Annotated in this window: 17 protein-coding genes and 1 pseudogene; 14 read left to right on the forward strand and 4 right to left on the reverse strand. The window is 72.1% G+C overall.

The annotated features are described in order from the left end of the window. Positions 1–9: 9 nt before the first annotated feature. The gene (locus OG440_RS37765) at positions 10–690 is read right to left on the reverse strand and encodes a class I SAM-dependent methyltransferase (RefSeq protein ID WP_406004739.1); all 681 of its coding nucleotides are present in this window, start codon (positions 688–690) and stop codon (positions 10–12) included. A gap of 248 nt (positions 691–938) precedes the next feature. Between OG440_RS37765 and OG440_RS37770 the strand changes: the two genes are divergently transcribed. The 5 genes from OG440_RS37770 to OG440_RS37790 are packed head-to-tail and all read left to right on the forward strand — an operon-like array spanning position 939 to position 5,003. Then, a complete protein-coding gene (locus tag OG440_RS37770; protein ID WP_406004738.1) occupies positions 939–1,487 on the forward strand; it encodes an RNA polymerase sigma factor in 549 nt (182 codons plus the stop codon). Next, positions 1,484–2,284, forward strand: a complete 801-nt coding sequence (locus tag OG440_RS37775) for a zf-HC2 domain-containing protein (protein WP_406004737.1) — start codon at positions 1,484–1,486, stop codon at positions 2,282–2,284. Before OG440_RS37770 ends, OG440_RS37775 begins: the two co-directional genes overlap by 4 nt. A gap of 24 nt (positions 2,285–2,308) precedes the next feature. Beyond that, positions 2,309–3,103, forward strand: a complete 795-nt coding sequence (locus OG440_RS37780) for an ATP-binding cassette domain-containing protein (protein WP_406004736.1) — start codon at positions 2,309–2,311, stop codon at positions 3,101–3,103. After that, entirely contained in the window at positions 3,100–4,410 is a 1,311-nt protein-coding gene (locus OG440_RS37785; RefSeq protein ID WP_406004735.1) for a hypothetical protein, read from the forward strand. The genes OG440_RS37780 and OG440_RS37785 overlap by 4 nt, the downstream gene beginning before the upstream one ends. Further along, positions 4,407–5,003: a hypothetical protein gene (locus tag OG440_RS37790; protein ID WP_406004734.1), complete on the forward strand. Its 597-nt coding sequence runs from the start codon at positions 4,407–4,409 to the stop codon at positions 5,001–5,003. The genes OG440_RS37785 and OG440_RS37790 overlap by 4 nt, the downstream gene beginning before the upstream one ends. A gap of 68 nt (positions 5,004–5,071) precedes the next feature. Here the strand turns inward: OG440_RS37790 and OG440_RS37795 are convergent, their stop codons facing one another. Then, positions 5,072–5,491, reverse strand: a complete 420-nt coding sequence (locus OG440_RS37795; RefSeq protein WP_406004733.1) for an FKBP-type peptidyl-prolyl cis-trans isomerase — start codon at positions 5,489–5,491, stop codon at positions 5,072–5,074. A 295-nt stretch (positions 5,492–5,786) separates the two neighbouring features. Between OG440_RS37795 and OG440_RS37800 the strand changes: the two genes are divergently transcribed. From OG440_RS37800 to OG440_RS37810, 3 genes are all read left to right on the forward strand, one after another. After that, positions 5,787–6,182 carry a PPOX class F420-dependent oxidoreductase gene (locus OG440_RS37800; RefSeq protein WP_406004732.1) on the forward strand — a complete coding sequence of 132 codons (396 nt, stop codon included), beginning with the start codon at positions 5,787–5,789 and terminating at the stop codon, positions 6,180–6,182. Between the two features lie 48 nt (positions 6,183–6,230). After that, positions 6,231–6,728 (forward strand): GNAT family N-acetyltransferase, encoded by a 498-nt coding sequence (locus OG440_RS37805; RefSeq protein WP_406004731.1) that lies wholly within the window; start codon positions 6,231–6,233, stop codon positions 6,726–6,728. 731 nt (positions 6,729–7,459) lie between these two features. Then, on the forward strand, positions 7,460–8,674 hold the full coding sequence (locus OG440_RS37810; protein WP_406004730.1) for an MFS transporter: 1,215 nt from the start codon (positions 7,460–7,462) through the stop codon (positions 8,672–8,674). Positions 8,675–8,760: 86 nt separating this feature from the next. Here OG440_RS37810 and OG440_RS37815 read toward each other — a convergent pair whose 3' ends face one another. Further along, positions 8,761–9,126, reverse strand: a complete 366-nt coding sequence (locus OG440_RS37815) for an STAS domain-containing protein (RefSeq protein WP_406004729.1) — start codon at positions 9,124–9,126, stop codon at positions 8,761–8,763. 170 nt (positions 9,127–9,296) lie between these two features. Here OG440_RS37815 and OG440_RS37820 point away from each other — a divergent pair, with 170 nt between their 5' ends. The 3 genes from OG440_RS37820 to OG440_RS37830 all read left to right on the forward strand — a co-directional run bounded on the left by OG440_RS37820 (position 9,297) and on the right by OG440_RS37830 (position 11,641). After that, positions 9,297–9,782 carry an ATP-binding protein gene (locus OG440_RS37820; protein WP_406004728.1) on the forward strand — a complete coding sequence of 162 codons (486 nt, stop codon included), beginning with the start codon at positions 9,297–9,299 and terminating at the stop codon, positions 9,780–9,782. A 637-nt stretch (positions 9,783–10,419) separates the two neighbouring features. Beyond that, the gene (locus OG440_RS37825; RefSeq protein ID WP_406004727.1) at positions 10,420–10,752 is read left to right on the forward strand and encodes a MerR family transcriptional regulator; all 333 of its coding nucleotides are present in this window, start codon (positions 10,420–10,422) and stop codon (positions 10,750–10,752) included. Positions 10,753–10,816: 64 nt separating this feature from the next. Beyond that, on the forward strand, positions 10,817–11,641 hold the full coding sequence (locus OG440_RS37830) for a hemolysin III family protein (RefSeq protein WP_406004726.1): 825 nt from the start codon (positions 10,817–10,819) through the stop codon (positions 11,639–11,641). Between the two features lie 113 nt (positions 11,642–11,754). Here the strand turns inward: OG440_RS37830 and OG440_RS37835 are convergent, their stop codons facing one another. Further along, on the reverse strand, positions 11,755–11,985 hold the full coding sequence (locus tag OG440_RS37835) for a hypothetical protein (protein WP_406004725.1): 231 nt from the start codon (positions 11,983–11,985) through the stop codon (positions 11,755–11,757). Between the two features lie 165 nt (positions 11,986–12,150). Between OG440_RS37835 and OG440_RS37840 the strand changes: the two are divergent. The 3 genes and pseudogenes from OG440_RS37840 (at position 12,151) to OG440_RS37850 (ending at position 17,634) form a co-directional block, all read left to right on the forward strand. Next, positions 12,151–14,086 (forward strand): annotated as a pseudogene (locus tag OG440_RS37840) (SMI1/KNR4 family protein). 551 nt (positions 14,087–14,637) lie between these two features. Further along, the gene (locus tag OG440_RS37845) at positions 14,638–16,245 is read left to right on the forward strand and encodes a S8 family peptidase (RefSeq protein WP_406004724.1); all 1,608 of its coding nucleotides are present in this window, start codon (positions 14,638–14,640) and stop codon (positions 16,243–16,245) included. A gap of 18 nt (positions 16,246–16,263) precedes the next feature. Beyond that, positions 16,264–17,634: a hypothetical protein gene (locus OG440_RS37850; RefSeq protein WP_406004723.1), complete on the forward strand. Its 1,371-nt coding sequence runs from the start codon at positions 16,264–16,266 to the stop codon at positions 17,632–17,634. Positions 17,635–18,168: the final 534 nt, after the last annotated feature.

Consider the following 18,168-nt stretch of genomic DNA (forward strand, 5'->3'; position numbering starts at 1 on the left):
GGCCCTCGGTCAGCGCAGCCGGCGCACGCGCAGCACCAGGTCGTCGGTGTGGTGCGCGCCGGCGCCACCGTCCGGTGCCACGCGGGGCCGTTGCTCGTCCACCTCCACCTCCCAGCCGTCGTCGAGACGGTCGGCGACCATCGAGGGCCAGACGTAGTCGGCCGGGTCGAAGCCGCTGTCGTGCGCCTGCCGGGTGTCCATCCCCGCGTGGTGCACGAGCAGCAGCACACCGCCGGGCGCCACGGCCGCGAGCAGCGCTCGCTCGGCCGCGGCGTCGGGGGTGCGCAGCAGGGCCGGGTACTGCGCGGACACCAGGTCGAAGGAGGCCGGCGGGAGCGCCGCCTCGGTGAGTTCGGCGTGTACCCAGCGAACGGCGAGGCCGGCGTCGCGGGCGTGGGCGGCCGCGCGCTCCAGCGCCACGCCCGAGACCTCGAGCGCGGTCACGTCCCAGCCGCCGCCCGCGAGCCAGAGGGCGTCCGCGCCCTCGCCGCAGCCGACGTCGAGCACCCGGCCGGGCGTGAGCCCGGCGACCTCGGCCACGAGCGCGCCGTTGGGCCGGCCGCTCCACAACTGCTGCCGTTCGGCGTACCGGTTGTCCCACTGCGCCCGCACCGCGGGGTCGCCGGCGTATCCGCCGGCGGGCGAGGGGATGGCGGACGCGGGCGGTTGCGCTGCGATGTTGTCGGTCACCGGCCCACCGTCGCCCACCGCGTCCCGGCCTGCCACTTTTGTTGCCGGTCCGGCAAACGGCACCGTGCCGCCGCTCCCGCCCCTCCCACCCCGCCCGGCCGACCGGCGCACGAAGCGCCAGGATCCACCGTCCGGCGTGATCGGCGTGGCCCGACCTGATCAATCGCCGGATGCGGGCCGGCCGGTGGTGAAGCCCGCCGCCGGACCGCTCGAGAACCTGAATCGAGACTCGCGTCGTCTTCCTGAGCGTGAAAGGCAAGACAGACCTCGACGAGGCAGAACTCGTGCGCCGTGTCGCCGGCGGCGACCGGGCGGCGTTCGACGAGCTGTACCGGCGTACCTCGCCGTGGTTGGCGGTGCGCCTGCGCCGCCGCTGCGCTGACGACGACGTCGTCGCCGACGTGCTCCAGGACACCGACCTGGCCGTCTGGCGGGCAGCCGGCAGCTACGCCGGCTCCGCGACCGACGGCAGCGCGGTCGGCTGGCTCTGGACGATCGCCGCGAACCGTCTCGTCGACGCGTTCCGCCGGCGCGACCGCCAGGAGCGGGTGCCGGCCGCCGCCCCGCCGGAGACGACCGCGCCGGCCGCCGAGGACGAGGTGATGGCCCACCGCGTCGACCAGAACCTCGAACAGGCGCTGCTGGGCCTGCCACCGGAGTTGCGGCAGGTGCTGCAGGCGATGGTCCTCGACGACCTGTCGGTCCGTCAGACGGCGGTGCTGCTCAGCCTGCCGGAGGGCACGGTGAAGACCCGCGCACGGCGGGCCCGGATCGCGCTGCGGGAGGCACTGTCATGACGCACCCCACCACCACGCTCCTGGCCCGCTACGCGGACGGCGGACACGGGCTCGACGACGCCGCGCTCTGGTCGATCGAAGTCCACCTCGACACGTGCGCCGGCTGCCGCGGGCAACTCGCCGCACACGCCACCCCCGCCACGACGGACCTCCTCGACCGCGTCGCCGCCTCGCTCGACCGGGCGATCGGCACGAGCCCGCCACCGGCCCGGCACCGCACCCGGGCCGCGGCCGTGCACCGGCGCTGGCTCGCCTGGACGCTGCTGCCCTGGCTCGCGGTGACCGTCACGGTGCTGGGCTGCGGCGTGCTCCTCGACGTCGCCGAACCCAGCCTGCCCTCACTCGTGCTGCTGCTGGCCCCGGTGGCTCCGCTGCCCGGTGTGGCGGTGGCCTGGAGCCGGCGGATCGACCCGGCATGGGAACAGATCGCCACCACCCCCGCGGCCGGCCTGGCCATGGTGCTGCGGCGCACGCTCGCCGTACTCGCCGTCGTGCTTCCGGCGTTGCTGGTGGCGGGCGCGAGCACCGGAACCTCACTGGCCCTCACCCTGCTGCCGTGCCTGGTGTTCACCGCCGCCACCCTCGCGCTCGGCGCCCGCATCGGCGTACGGCGCGCGGCGATCGCCCTCGCCGTGGCCTGGTCCGCGGCCGTCCTGCTGCCGAGCGTGGCCACCCGGTCGCTGTCCCCGGTACTGCAGCCGGGCAGCACCGCAGTGTGGGCGGTCGCCGCCGTGGCCCTCGCCGCGCTCACCCCGCTCACCGCCCCCTCCTTGCGCCGCCTGACCAGCGGCAACTGACCCCCTATCCACAGGAGAGACCCCATGCGAGCGGTGCGTGCTGCCGAAACGGCCCCCACCCTTCATCCCTGGCTCGTCCACGCGGAGGAACTGCGTGTCCGGGCCGGCCGGCACCTGGCCGTCGACGGCCTCGACCTGGCCCTGAAAGCCGGCGTCCACGGCTTGCTCGGCCCCAACGGCGCCGGCAAGACCACGCTGATACGCGCACTTTCCACCGCCGTCACACCCGCCGGCGGCTCGCTGACACTGCTCGGCACCCAGGCCGACGGCCGCACCGACCTGCGCACGGTGCGCCGCAAACTGGGCTACCTGCCGCAGCAGTTCGGCTTCTATCCGCGGTTCACCGTCCGCGAGTTCGTCGCCTACATGGCCTGGCTCAGGGAAATGCCCGAAACCGCGGTACCCGACGCCGTCCAACGCGCGATCGACCGGGTGGGCCTGACCACCCAGGCCGACACCAGGATGAAGACGCTCTCCGGAGGCATGCTGCGCCGGGCCGGCATCGCGCAGGCCATCGTGAACGACCCCGAACTGCTGCTGCTCGACGAGCCCACCGTCGGCCTCGACCCCGAACAGCGCCTCGACTTCCGCGACCTGCTGCGTGACCTCGGCGCCGGCACCTGTGTGCTGGTCTGCACCCATCTCGTCGAGGACGTCGTGGCCGCCTGCACCGATGTCCTCGTCATCAACGAAGGCCGGCTCCTCTTCCAGGGCACCCCCGACGATCTCATCGCCCGCGGCGGACAGGGCGACGCGGGCGACAGCCCGGCCGAGCGCGGCTACTCCGCACTCCTGCGCCGGCACCGGAGCAACGCGTGAACCGCATCCTCGCCATCGAACTGCGGCGGTCGGCCGCTCTCGGCGCCGCGCTCGTGATCGCCGCCGCCGGCACCCTCGTGCTCCACGCCACCGCCGGACGATGGTCCGGCGGCTGGATGGCACTGGTCATGACCCAGCGCGAATACCTCGCGGTCCTCTCGCCCCTCGCGATGGCCGCCGGCGCCTGGCAGTCCTACCGCGAACACCGGGCGAACGTCGCCGAACTCTTCGCCGGCACGCCCCGCCCGCGACCGCAGCGCATCGTGCCGATCCTGGTCACGACCGGCCTGACCGTTCTCGCCGCCTACCTGCTCACACTCCTCGCGGCGGCGCCACGGATCGCCGACACGGCACGCTACCTGCCGCCGGCGGCGGGTGCCGTCGTGGCCGTCGGACTCATCGCGATGATCGCCTCGGTCTGGCTCGGCCTGGCCGTCGGACGCCTGATACCGGCACTCGCCACCGCCCCCGCACTGGCCGTGACCGGCTTCGTACTGCTCGTCCTGGCGCCGCACACCCTGCCGGACGGCGGAGTCACGGCGGCGTTCTCCCCGGCCATGGGGATGAGCATGTTCAGCGACTACGACACCGTCGACGGCGAAGTCAGCCTCGCCCAGGCGCTCTGGACGGCCGCCGTCGCGGCGGCCGGCGTCGTACTCCTGGCCGTCCGACACCGCAGGTCCGCGTTCGCCGCGCTGGTGCCGCTGGCCCTCGGGGCGACGGCCACCCTCCTGGTCGTGCCGACCGGCGACGCCTACGCCCGAGGGACGCTCGACCCGGCCGCCCAGGAACTGGTGTGCACCCACGACGCCCCACGGGTCTGCGTCAGCCGGGCGCACGAAGGGCTGCTGCCCGAGGTGACCCCCAAAGCCCGCCACGCACTGGAACTGCTGTCGAACACCTCGCTCGTCACGGCACACGAGGACACCACCACGTTCTCCCCTCCCACCGCACCGAGGCCGCGGGCCGACACCGCGCTGATGAGGATCACGGTCGACCGGCACGGCCGCCTCGCCCACCCGGGCCGCCTCGAACCGGCGATGCTCACCGCCGTGTTCACCGGCCCTCCCGGCTGCGCGGACACCTGGAACTTCCAGGTCGCCACCGCCGCCGCCTACTGGCTGCTCGACCGCGAGCCGGCCACCGGCCCCGAGGGCCTCGAATCCGACGACCCCGAGGCCGCCAAGCTCTGGAGGCAACTGAAGACATTGCCACCGGCCGAGGCCGGCGCCCGGGTGCGCGCCGTCTACCAGGCCGCCCGCACCTGCCAGGACACCACCGACCTCCTGACCAGGAGCGCCCGATGAGAGCACTGACGCTCTACGCCCGCTCGCGCCGGGTGCCGGCGGCGCTCGGCGCGGCGGCCGCGGCCACCGCCCTCGCGCGGCTGACGGCGCCGGCCCTCGGCGACAGCGGCGAGACGGGCGCCACCGTCCCCGTCCTGACGGTGCTCCTCCTCGTGACCGTCGTCTCCGCCACGCTCGGCGGCCCGGACGACACCCTGGACCGCACGGCGGCGAGGCCGTGGGGATGGCTGCGGATGTCCCACCTGGCCACGGCCCTGGCCTGCGTGCTGGTGCTCCTGCTGGCCACGTCGGCGACCGGCACGCGGTTGGGGCCGTTCGGCTGCGTCGTCCGCGACGCGGCCGGCCTCCTGGGCCTGACCGCCGCGGGAACGGCCGCGGCCGGCACGGCCCGTTCGTGGTTCCTGCCTCTGGGATGGACGCTCGGCGCGGTGACACTCCCCGCCACGGGCATGGCCGGGGAGGCGCTGACCTGGCAGGCCCAGACACCCGACAGCCGCCCCGCGGCCGTGGTCGCCGCCGTGCTCGCCGCCGCCGGGACCGCCGCCTACGTCAGCCGGGGCCCACGCCCGCGAACGTCGTCGGAGAACATCTGAGCCGCCTGCGCCGGCAGGGCAGGACACCACGATGGTCGCCCCGGGGGCACCTACCCCGACGTCCCCGCCTACGCGGGGGGTGCTTCGCCGGGGCTCGTCCTGGCGGGCCCGCCCACGACTGTCAGCAGGTCCACGACGAAGATCAGCGTCGAGCCCGCCGGGATCAGCGCGGAGGGCGACTGTCTGCCGTAGGCGAGACGCGGGGGAACGATGATCTCGCGCCGGCCGCCGACCCTCATCCCCCTCACTCCCCGGTCCCAGCCCTTGATGACCTTGCCCCCGCCCACGGCGAACTTGTACGGCCGGCCCTGTTCCCAGGACGAGTCGAACTCTCGTCCGGACGCGAAGGTGACGCCCACGTAGTGAACCTGGACGACCCTGCCCGGCCGTGCCTCGGGTCCGTCCCCGACCACGAGGTCCCGGATCGCCAGCTCGGTGGGCGCGGCACCCTCCGGAACCTCGATCCTGGGCTTGGCCAGTTCGCTCATCACGCTCCCCTTGCTCGCCGCCCGCAATCCCCTGCACGGGCCGGCCGGACACATGGACCTTCCACGCGGCAGGCGATCACGCTACCGGCAACGCCCACATCCGCTCGGCCACACACTGGAGCGGATCACGGCGTCGGCCACCTTCTGCCGTACGCACACACGCCACGCCGCCCCGCCGCGCTGCCGGAGGGACCGGGCAGCCCGCTCCCTTCCCGAGGCCGGACCCGGGCTCAGCCCCCGGACCTAGGTCGGTGACCCGATGCGCACCCGGCCCGGGACCTGCTTGGCTGCTTTCATGACCGAATTCAGCGCGGCCGAACGCGCGTACCTGGTGTCGCAGCGGCTGGGGCGCCTCGCGACGGTCGACCCGTCGGGGCAGCCGCAGGCCAATCCCGTGGGGTTCTTCCTCCAGGACGACGGCACGATCCTCATCGGCGGATTCGCGATGGGGCGGACGAAGAAGTGGCGCAATCTCCGCGAGAACCCGAAGGCCGCGCTCGTCGTGGACGACGTCGTGAGCCTTCGGCCCTGGACGGTGCGCGGCGTGGACATCCGAGGCGAGGCCGAACTCCTCACCGGACCGCACGAGTTGGGCCCGCACTTCAGCGAGGAGGTGATCCGCGTCCACCCGAGGCGGATCCACAGCTGGGGACTCCGGGAGCAGCCGGCCTCGGGCGCCGCCGGCTCGTGACCACGGGCTCCCTCCGGTCTGCGGCACAGACCGTGTGATGCTGGCGCGGTGACCGATCGACACGAGGTTGTCATCGTCCGCCGGCCGGGTCAGGGCCCCGCGACGGACCGGCTGGCCGCGTTGCTGACCGCCTACCACCTGCGGACGGAGGCCGAGAAGGGCGTCGCCGTCACCGATGCGGACGGGCTGGCGGACCGCTACCGGGCAGAGATCTCGGACCCGGGGACCGCGTTCGCCGGCGATGCCGTGCTGATGGCCCTGAGCGGTGACACAGCCGTGGGCTGCCTCGTGCTGACCGCTCCCGCCGACGGACGCTCGGAGATCAAAAGACTCTGGACCGACCCGGCCTTCCGGAACCGGGGCATCGCCTCCGGCCTCATCCGCGCCGCGCTCGCGCACGCCGCGGAAACCGGCGTCGCCACGGTACGGCTGTCGGTGTGGAAATGGCGGACAGACGCCATCGCCCTGTACGAGCGGCTCGGCTTCACCGCCGCCGACTCATGGGAGACACGGGACCAACTGCTCTGCATGGAACGCACCGTATGAAGCCACAGCCACAGCCACTCGCCGGCGGCTGCGCGGCTGCGTCGGCACGGCGACGGACGCGGCGCACACCGCCGGCTTCGACAGCTGCGGCGCACACCGTCGGCCGTGAGGCCGGCACGGCGGGTCCGCAGCCTCTCCAGCCACGGCCCGGTGACGCCTGGAGCCGGTGCGGTCCGGTCCGGTCCCGCCGAGCGCGGCACGTCTGACGCATCCGTACGGCCGCCTGGCAGGGAAGACGACGGTAGGGCTCCCGTCCCGTTCCCCCCGAGCCGGGACGGGAGCCCGCCCACCCGGGAGCCCGGCCGGTGGGCGGGGCGGGAATGCCGCCGTGGCCGGCCGTGTTGTCCGGGGCGTGGTCGTGAAGGGGACAGTGTCCCCGGGCCTCACCTATAGCCTGCGGGGACGATCGTCCGGCTGAAGCCCCGCAGAGCCTTTCGCCGCGTAGGCGACCGCCCCTTCACGACTGCTTCTTCACGACCGCTTCTTCACCGGCCCCTGCCCCGCCGGCGGCCGGCCCACGGCTCCCGGCGTGTGACGCAGGCCATGATTCCTGTCGGCCGATCTTGGAATGCGTGAGCCTGCGCCGCCGCTGCACTGCTTGTGGGCCTTCCCTGTCCCGGGGGGCGCACCGGGCGACGGTGGCCGGCGCGACTGGCCACAGGAGCGGCACGGACCCTGGTCCCGCCTGCTCCGTCGTTCGGACCGCCGCCCGTGAAAGGTACTTCCGCTCCATGCCACTGGCCCTGCTGGCCCTTGCCCTCGTCGCGTTCGGTATCGGTACGACCGAGTTCGCCACGATGGGGCTGCTGCCCCAGATCGCCGACGGGGTCGGCGTGTCCGTGCCGCACGCCGGCAACATCGTCTCGGCCTACGCGCTCGGCGTCGTCGTCGGCGCCCCTGTACTGACCGGCATCGGCGCGCGCATCAGCCACAAACGGCTCCTGCTCCTGCTGTCCGCCCTGTTCGTGACCGGCAATGTCGCCTCCGCCCTGGCTCCCGGTTTCGGACTGCTGTTCGCCGCGCGGTTCCTGGCGGGCCTGCCCCACGGAGCGCTGTTCGGGGTGGGCGCGGTCGTGGCCTCCCGGCTGGTGGCCCCCGAGCGGGCCGGGCGGGCCGTGTCGAGGATGTTCCTCGGTCTGACCATCGCCAACATCGTCGGGGTTCCGGCCGGTACGGCTCTGGGACAGCAGCTGGGCTGGCGGTACGCCTACTGCGCCGTCGCCGTCATCGGTCTCGTCGCGCTGGCGGCGCTGGCGGCCTTCGTCCCCGAGCAGCCCCGCGGCAGCCGGGCCGGCATCCGGCACGAGCTGCGGGCGATGGGCAACAGGCAGGTCGCCCTGGGCCTGGCCACGGCCGTCGTGGGGTTCGGCGGTTTCTTCGCCGTCTACAGCTACCTGGTGCCGATCCTGACCCATCTGACGGGCTTCTCCGACTCCTCCACCACCTGGGTCCTGGCCCTCTACGGCGCGGGGATGACGCTGGGCACGCTGATCGCGGGCCCGCTGACGGACCGTGCCCTGCGCCCGACGCTGTACGGGGGACTGGCCCTGCTGGGCGCGTCGCTCGTGACGTTCTACTTCACGGTCCACAGCCCCGTCGCCGCCCTGGTGACCCTCGCCGTCATGGGCGCGATGGGCGCCCTGGTCACCACGCCCGTGCAGATGCTGCTCATGGCCAAGGCGAAGAACGCCCCGACGATGGCGGCGGCCTCCAACCACTCCGCCTTCAACCTGGCCAACGCCGGCGGTGCCTGGCTCGGCGGTCTGGCCATCTCGGCCGGCTGGGGCTGGGCCTCGCCCGCCCTGGTCGGCGCGGCTCTCGCCGCCGCAGGCCTCGGCCTGGCCCTCCTCGCAGGCCTCACGGACCGCGGAGACGCGGGCGGCGGACCGCTCACCGCACCGCAGGCCGAAACCCCGGCGCAAGCCCGCCGGGTCCCGACGGCCTGACCCCGCTCACTCCGGAAAGCCCGGGCGCAGAGCCGCAGAGCCGCAGGGCCGAACGGCGCCGCACCCGGGCCCGGGTGGGGGCGGGGCTAGGCGTTCAGGGCCTGCTCGATGGTGGGGTGGCAGGTGATGATCTCGTCGATCCCGACCAGGTGCAGCAGATGCACGACGGACTCCTGCGCACCGGCGATGCGCAGCCACCCCTGGGCGTCGCTCACCCGCCGGTGGGCGTTGACGAAGACGTTGATGCCGCTGGAGTCCATGAAGGTCACGTTGCTGAGGTCCGCCACGATCCGGGGCGGCGTGGTGTCGTCCTCGGGCATCAGCGCCTGGCCGAGGACTGCCTTGACGTCGTGGTCGATCTCGCCGCGTACGGTCACGATGAGGACGCCGTCGACCACTTCGGGCCGGACGGAGAACCGGCCGGGCCGGTCTTCCTTGTGGATGTTGCTCATGTCTCCTCGGCTACGCCTAGGCTTGCCCGCACAGGGCGTGTCCGGACGATGGTGTTCCACCGCTGTGCCGTCAGGGGCCAGGACGGCTGCGGCGGACGGTGTCCCCGGTGGCATGCATGACGCCGTCGAGGGTAGTGGCGCGCGTGAACGGGCGGAGTGAGGGCGAACACGTGGGATCTCATGCCGACGGTGACGGCTGTACGGCGGCGGCGGACGACCACCTGCTGCGCGCCGGCTACGCCCTGGGCGGAGACGACGCCTGCATCGCCACCGCCCGCCACCACGCCGTGGCCTTCCTCGACCGGGCCCACACCGAGCATCACCTGCCGGTGACGGCCCGGGCGCGGGACCTCACCCAGCTGGTGGTCAGCGAGCTGGTCACCAACGCCCGCAAGTACGCTCCCGGCCCCGTCCTGCTGGAACTGCGCATCAACGCTCACGCCGTGGACGTCGTCGTGCGCGACAGCGCTCCCGCCGTGCCCGCCGTCCGGGCCGCGGATCCCGGCAGGATCGGCCAGCACGGCCTGGAGATCGTCAAGGCCGTCGCCGAGGAACTGCTCATCGAGCGGGAACCGGGCGGCAAGCGCATCACGGCCCGCATCACCCTGTCCGACGACGGCCCCGCAGGACACGTCACCGCCCGCCGTCCCCGGTAGCAGCAGGGGCAGGGCCGCGGCATCCGCGCCGCGCGTGCGCCAACCGGTGTCCATCGCCCCCTCCCAGTTCTTCCTCGGTCCCGGCCCGCAGGGCTTCGTCCGACGCCGCCCTCCAGCACATCGCCCGAGACCATACCTCACTACCCTGTATCCGAAAATCTATGGTGACGAGAGTAGACATTGGTTGTTGGCTTGGTTATGGTTTCTCTCGTAGCCCACAGAGGACGAAAGGCCCGGCAGACACGAACTGCCGGGCGGCACCACCGCGGTAGCCCTACCCGTAAGGGAAGTCCGCAAGACCCGGCGGCGACGTCGGGTGAGCAGTACGCGGTACCAGCAGTACGCAGTCCCCGTCAGGCAAGCAGTCGATCACCGAGGGAAGAACGGAGGAACCGAAACGCCATCAGGATCGCCCGGGCGAAAGCCTTCAACCCGGGTACCGCAGGACATCGACAGCACAGCGAGGTGGTCTCCGGTCACGCAACCGCGATCCCGGCATCCCCGGCAGCAGTCCACTCGGAGATGCGGAAACACAAGGCCGGCGCAGTAACAGGGCCGGCAGATGGTGGAACAGTTCCTTCGGGCCCTGGCGCCGCACGGCGCCAGGGCCCCTCTACGCGTTCACAGAGAGGTGCAAGTGACAGCAGACGACTCCTACGGCCGTCTCGACGACGACGACTACCCCGCCTACACCATGGGCCGGGCCGCCGAGATACTCGGCACCACACAGGGCTTCCTCCGAGCCATCGGCGAAGCCCGCCTCATCACCCCGCTGCGCTCCGCCGGCGGCCACCGCCGCTACTCCCGCTACCAACTACGCATCGCCGCCCGCGCCCGCGAACTCGTCGACCACGGCACCCCCATCGAGGCCGCCTGCCGCATCATCATCCTCGAAGACCAGCTCGAAGAAGCCCAGCGCCTCAACGCCGAACACCGCCGCGCCGCCGACCGCCCCACGGCAGGCATCTGACCCACGGTCCGTCCCCCGGCGACGCGCCGGGCCGCCACTCCAGCCGACCTCAGAATAAGAGCGCATGATCGCCGAAGACACCCAGCCGCCGGTCCACGGACGCGACCCCCAGCCCGAAACCCGGCCGGGCCCCAGCCCCGACCACGGCACCCCGCCCGACACCCCCCACCCCCCGGCGGCCGACCCAACCGCCGCAACCGGCCGGCCGGCCGCCGCACAGACGGCCACCGGCCCGGAAGGCGGGATGGAACGCGCGGCGGCCGCGCTGAAACCACGGATGCGCGGCTGGCTGCACGCCGGCGTGTTCCCCCTCGCCCTGGCCGGCGGCATCGTCCTGATCGCCGTCTCACGCTCGGCCGCGGCAGTGGCGGCCTGCTCGGTGTACGCACTGTCGGCCTGCCTGCTGTTCGGCACCAGCGCGGTCTACCACCGCGGCACATGGGGCCCACGCGGGGAAGCCGTCCTGCGCCGCCTCGACCACGCGAACATCTTCCTGATCATCGCCGGCACCTACACCCCCCTGGCGGTGCTGCTGCTCCCCGCCAACCGGCAACCGGTCCTGCTGGCCATGGTGTGGGCAGGCGCGCTGGCCGGCATCGCCTTCCGCATCCTGTGGATCGGAGCCCCGAGGTGGCTGTACACCCCCTGCTACCTCGCCCTGGGCTGGGTGGCCGTCTTCTACCTGCCCGACTTCGCGCACGCCGGCGGCACCGCGGTCCTCGTACTCGTCATCGCCGGCGGCCTGCTCTACACCGCGGGCGCCGTCGTCTACGGCCTCAAACGCCCCGACCCCTCACCGGCCTGGTTCGGCTTCCACGAGGTCTTCCACGCCCTGACCATCGCCGCCTTCACCGCCCACTACACAGCCATCCTCCTGGCAGCCACCTGACCACATCGACGGCCCGCCACAGTGGCAGCACCCACCTCGGCCCCGACCACCGCACGGGGCCCCGGTGGGGCCGCCCGGCTCCGCCGCCACGGACACGTCTCCCATCCGGCGACTCAGCGACGCCGCTCCTCGGGCCACGGCCGGAACCTGCGACGCCCCCATTCCTGCGCCTGCTCCCTCATGCGGCGGCGCAACCACACCATCCACAGCACCAGCGGCGTAGCCACCACAGCAGCCGCCAGCGGCCAGCCCCAGCCGATCCCACCGCCCGCGAACCGGATCATCAAAGCCAACAGCCCGTACAACACCAGTACAAGGCCCGCATTCCTCATCCACTTCGGCATACCGCCCCGGGTACCCCCGATGCCGTCGGACACGAGGCACACATGCGCACGCCGGTCACCCGGCGGGCCGAGCACGCAGGCACGAACGATGGTGGCGGCAGCGGGAGTTCACCGGTGAGCCCGGGGGAGAGCGCCGTTGTCGGTGCCGGGTGACAGCATCCGGCCATGAGTGGCGAATCTTTCGACTGGCACGAGTTCCTGGGACGTTGGCAGGCGGAGTGGCTCCCGCGCACGGACGCGGACGAGGAAGCGCACGCGGACCCGCACGCGGACGTGGACGACGGCGGGCAGGTGGCCGTCCGCCCCGGCCCGGGCCCGGCAAGGCCCGGAGCGAAGGAGCCGGCGATCGCCGCCGCCGAGGAACGGCTGGGCCGCCGACTGCCGCCCTCCTACCGGCAGTTCCTGGCCCTGAGCGACGGATGGCACGTCGACCAGACGGCCGGGGTCTACCGACTCGGCGGCGCCGCGGACATCGACTGGTTCAAGGACCCGTACGACATGAGCGCGCTCTACGAGCAGAATCTGGGCGACCACCCGCGCGAGGAGGACGTCGTACTGGCCGGCATGTGGCAGCGGGCGCTACGGCTGGAGACGGACTCCGACATGTCGCACGCCCTGCTCGACCCGGGCGACAGCGACACGGACGGCGAGTGGGCGCTCTACGTCTACAAAGGCTGGAGCGGCGAATTCCCCGACCGCTACCCCTCGTTCCGCGCGTACATGGAGGCCATGTACCGCGGCTTCCACCGCGACCGGGCGGACCGGGACGACTTCGTCAACGCGACCACGCGCGCTCAGGACGCCCATGTGGACGATGCCCGCCTGCTGGCCCTGCGCGGACGGCACGAAGAGGCCCTGCCCCTGCTCGAGGAGGCGCTGTCCTTCGGACGGCCACGCAGCGCCGTCCTGCTGAACCAGCTCCGCCAGCTGCCGGCCCCGCGCGACTACGGCCTCCTGGTGGCCGACCCGCGCTACCTGCCCGAAATCCTGCCCCTGCAGGCCATGTCGCCGGCACGCGGTGAAGGGCGGCTGGGCGACGACGACCACTGGCTGGCGATGATGAGCGCCCGCGGCGTCGCCCGTGAAAGCGCCGAAGCCGTCCTGGACGCGATGCGCGACGGCACCCACCGCTACGCCCCTCCCGGCGCGGTGGGGCCGGGCAGTCGCCGACGCACGTGAGGCGGCCCGATGGGGGGCGACCGACGCCGCCTGGCGGACACTGCGGGACGCGCTCGCGCTCTGGGAGGCACCCGGACCCCTGCTCATCGCCCCGGTCGGCCTGCTCGCCGACCCCGTCCTGGGCCCGCTGATCACCGCGGAACGCGGACGGGAAATCCTCGCGACGCCGCGAGCCGGGGAAAGAGGACCCACCCCCGAGCCGGTGCCCGACCTCGACCCGCCGGGCCTCGCCTGGCTGAGTGAGCCTGCACCAGACCGGCGCCCGCTCGACGGATACCGCTGTGTCTGGGTCGAGGGCATCGACCCCGCCCGCCTGCCCGCCCTGATCGGAGAGGAAGGCGCCGAACTGAGCGCGCCCACTGATCCGCGCGAGACATTCCGGCGCGCGCCCGGACCCCGCGAAGGCGCCCAACTATGGGAGGACCGGGCAGTGGTGGCCGCCGGCCGCACCGCCGAAGGATGGGCCTTCGCCTTCGGCGGCCACTCCCGTCACCTGAACGAGCTGTTCCTTTCCCCGGCCGCGGCCGCCTCCTCGTCCGGCAGCCCGGGCCGCGCGGTGGTGGTGTGGCGCGACCCGAACCACTCGTCGCCGGGCGGCCGCCCGGCCGCGTTCCACCTGTCGGTGGCCGAACAGGGCGAGGAGCTCTACGCGTTCACCGTGCGCGGTCCGCAGATCGAGCGCTCCGGCACGATCCCCGAGGCCCTGGACCCCGCACGGCTGTCGCGCCCGGACGACACCGAAGCGGACCGCGAACGACGTGTCCTGCAGGCCCTGCACACCGAACTCGGGCTTTCGCTGCCCCGCTTCGCGCTGACCCGGGGCAGGCTCCGCACTTTCACCACCGGGTCCTGGACCCGGGCACCGCGCGCGGGCGAGACGTTCGCCTACGCCTACCTCGGCGTCGGGCGGCCCCGGCCCTGAACCCGCCCGCCCCTACGGCGCAAGGCGGCCCCGCCGGCGACCTGCCGGCGCAGTGCCTTCGGAAGGCAGGCGGGCAGTCGGGTGGCCGGCCGGCTGGAGGACGCGTGACGACGTCGGCGCGGGCCTGCAGAGCGCGGGGGCCCGCAATCTCGCGGACCTCGCGGGTGAGGACGGCGCGGGCGCGGCGGGAGAAGCCGTCCTCGTTGCCGCGGGCGGAGTTGAAGGCGATGACGGTGACAAAGAAAGTCACACCGTCAACATTGCTTCAGCCGATTTGCGACGACCATCACCCCGGCCGATAATTCCCATATATATAACATCACCTCGGCGAGTAATAGCCAGGACGCCGACACTCCCTGCGCCGCATCCATCCGGCAGGGAAACCCCGGCTTCACCGGCCCCGGCCCAGCCCGTCCCCCTTCGGGAAGATCACCGCCCCGGGCTCCGTACCGCACTCGCCGCTTTTGCCGCCGCTGCCGCCAGAAAGCGCCAATTCGCTGTAACGTAACGGCATTTCGCCCGCTTCTGGCGTCAGAAGAAAGGGCACCGTCATGATGCACGAGCCCGCGGGCCCGTTCAGATCCCCCATCGTGGGCGACCTCAATCTGCCCTCGACCCCCGACGGCGACACGGCAACTGCCCCGGGCGACCCGCACCAGCGGGTCCCGATGCTGATCGAACTGAACGTGCTGTACCCCGGAGGCCTGCTCGCGGTCCGCGAAGCCTTCTACGGCCTGTGGGAAAGCTACGCGGAGACGGCCGGCGGCTGGTGGCCCGAGGAGATCACGTCGGCCAGCCCCGTCCAGCCACCCGTTCCCCACGGCCTCGCGCTCATCGCACCGAAGCTGTACCAGTGCGTCCTGTCCCGCGTAGTACTGCGTGACCTGGTGGAAAGAGACCGCAGCCTCGCCGAGCACGGCCACCGGCCCCCGGTCATCTTCCGGGTATGGCCCGACTACCCGCTCCACCCCCAGATCGACCGCTCCGCGCCCACGGTGAAAGCCAACGCCGCCTGGCACTCCTACGACGCACGCGGCCACGGCATCGTCTGGGCCGTCATCGACAGCGGAATCGACGCCGGCCACCCCCACTTCTCGCAACTGGAACTCGCCACCGCCGGCCGCGAGGAAAACCCGCAACAGGGACTGACCAGCCAACTGCACCGCGACTTCAGCTTCCTCGTGAACCCCGAAGACCCGAGGGAACCCGACCGACCGGACGACCCGAACCTGCCGCCGTCCCTGACGGACGAGAACGGACACGGCACCCACGTCGCCGGCATCATCTCCGGCTGCACCCCGGACGGCATGACACCACGGGTGGCGGAATCCGACGACCCCGGCAACGGCGGCTACGTCCAGCGGGCCCACGTCGGCACACTGTCCGGAATGGCGCCCGCCTGCGAACTGGTCAGCATCAAGGTCATGCGGCGCAGCCGCCAGGGCACCTGGGTCACCTCCTCCAGCGCCGTCATCCACGCGCTGACCTACCTGCGCAACGAGGTCAACGTCGACCCCGGCGTCCTGCGCGTACACGGCGTCAACATGAGCCTGGGCGCCGAATGGCAGCCCGATCAGTACGCCGCAGGCCAGTCCCCGCTGTGCCAGGCCGTCAACCAACTGGTCGCCACCGGCGTGGTGGTCGTCGTCTCCGCGGGCAATTACGGCGCCCGCACCGCCACCGCGGACCTGGCCAACACCTCCGCCGTCCTGGGCTCGATCACCGAACCGGCGCACGCCGAGGACTGCATCGCCGTCGGCTCCACCCACCGCGACGCGCCGCACACCTTCGGCGTCACCTGGACCTCCAGCAAAGGACCCACCCTCGACGGACGGATGAAACCGGACGTCGTGGCACCCGGCGAATGGATCGCCTCGGCCGCCAGCGGCAAGGTCCGAGCCACAGCCGGACTGAACCCCGCACCAGGAGACCCCCTCCCGCAAAGCCGGCTCACCTACGCCGAACAGTCCGGCACCTCCATGGCAGCGCCGCACGTCTCCGGCGTCATCGCGGCGTTCCTCTCCGCCCGCCCCGAGTTCATCGGCCGGCCCCGGCAGGTCAAACGCCTGCTCACCGACAGCGCCACCGACATCGGCCGGGAACGCTACGCGCAGGGAGCAGGCCTGGTCGACCTGATGCGCATGCTCGCGAACGTCTGACGAAAAGGGGCCAAGACCATGGCGCAGCCGACCACCGCCGCACCGGTGTGGAACCTCGCATTCGACGAAAAGGGCCGGCTCACGGCACCGGCCGAGGACGACTTCCTCGACCAGGTCATCGCCCAAGGCGTGGACGACCTCTTCTGCTTCAGCCACGGCTGGAGCACGTCACAGGAGGCGGCCGGCGAACTCTACGACGCCATGTTCCCCATGATCCAGCACGCCGCGACCGGCGCCGCGAACCTCGGAAAGGCGGGATTCGCCGGCCTCCTGTGGCCCTCCCTGTGGTTCCCACCGACACCGGCCACCCCACCGGCAACAGCCGGCGCCGCACAGGCAGGCAACGGCGCCACGGTAGACCTCGACGCCGGGACGGCAGCACTCACCGGGACACAGATCGCCACCTCCCTCCAACAAGGGTTCACCGACCCGGCGCAGCAGCAGACCGTACAAAAGATCGGCGAACTCATCGACCAGGCGGCGGCAGCCGCCATCGACTCGGACGAATCCGACGCGCAGAAGGAACAACGGCTACGGCAGATCCACCAGCACCTGACATCACTGGTACCGCCGCCACCACCCGATGACGAATTCGAGGACTCGGGCGAGACCGCGCTGCTCCTGACCGACGACCCGACGTCGGGATACCTGGCCGCCGCCGAAGCCTTCGGCACCGCACCGCCCGGTTCCGCTACCCAGGGCATCGGCGACTGGTTCGGCCACGCCGTCAACGGCGCGAAGGACGCCCTGCGCGTCCTCTCCTACACGATCATGAAAGCCCGCGCTGGCGACATCGGCCGCGCCGGACTGGGACCCCTGCTCCAGACCCTGCACACCCGCTCGCCCTCCCTGCGCGTCCACCTGATCGGCCACAGCTTCGGCGCCCGGCTGGTCTCCTTCGCCCTGTCCGGCATCAGCACCCCCCAGAACAGCCCGGTCGCCTCACTGCTGCTCCTGCAAGGGGCCTTCTCCCACTGGTCGTTCGCACACGAGCAGGACAACCCCTTCGGCAGCCCCGGCGCACTGCACACTTTCGCGGACCGGGTACACGGCCCGCTGGTCGCCACCTTCAGCACCTTCGACTGGGCGGTCGGCGTGTGGTACCCGAGAGCCTCCTTCCTGGCCCAGCAGGACACACAGGCCACCACCGCGGGACGCTGGGGCGGCATGGGCGCCGACGGATACCAGGCGGTGAACCCGTCACAGGACCGGACCATGCCGGCCAACGGCAGCACGGACTACGCCTTCACCCCAGGCACCTTCTACCGAGTCGACGCCGACGCCGTCATCAACGACGTAGAGGGCAAACCCTTCCCCGGCGCCCACTCCGACATCCGAAAGCCCCCGGTGGCCGCACTCGCCGCACAAGCCGCCGCAGCCCACGCCTGAGCCTTCCTGGCCCTACGCGCTTTGGTCCCTCACGCGGTTGCCCACGGGCGAAGGCTCTACACAGTTACGACTAGTGATGCATCCCCGTACCCAAACTCCACTCCCGAGAGTGGCACATGGCTCAACTCCACCCACGAACAGCCGGTTTCCCTGTATGCTGGCAGGTCAGTCGTGAACATGTTGGGACAGGTTAGACAGCGGGGGAGGGGTTCAGGGTGGAGCGCAGCGGAACCCGTCACTACAGCGAGGCCGCCCCCTCGTTACGCTGAGAGTCCGTCACATCCGTTGTGGGGTGATGGCTGAGAATCCCAAGCTCTACACAGACTCGCACACGATGCACCCGCCCCTTACTGCCAGCCTCGGGAACCTCGCTTGCGAGATTCCATCAATTCGCGCTTGCGCGAATTGATGCACACTCAGAATTCCGCTTGCGGAATTAGATTCCCCTGCTTGCGGGGGAATCTTGCGGAGCGTCAGCAGGGTAGCCCGAAGCGAAGCGGAGGGCGTCACTATGCAGCGCGCCAGCGCTGCATA

This window comes from Streptomyces sp. NBC_00637, assembly GCF_045161545.1.
Lineage (GTDB): Bacteria > Actinomycetota > Actinomycetes > Streptomycetales > Streptomycetaceae > Streptomyces.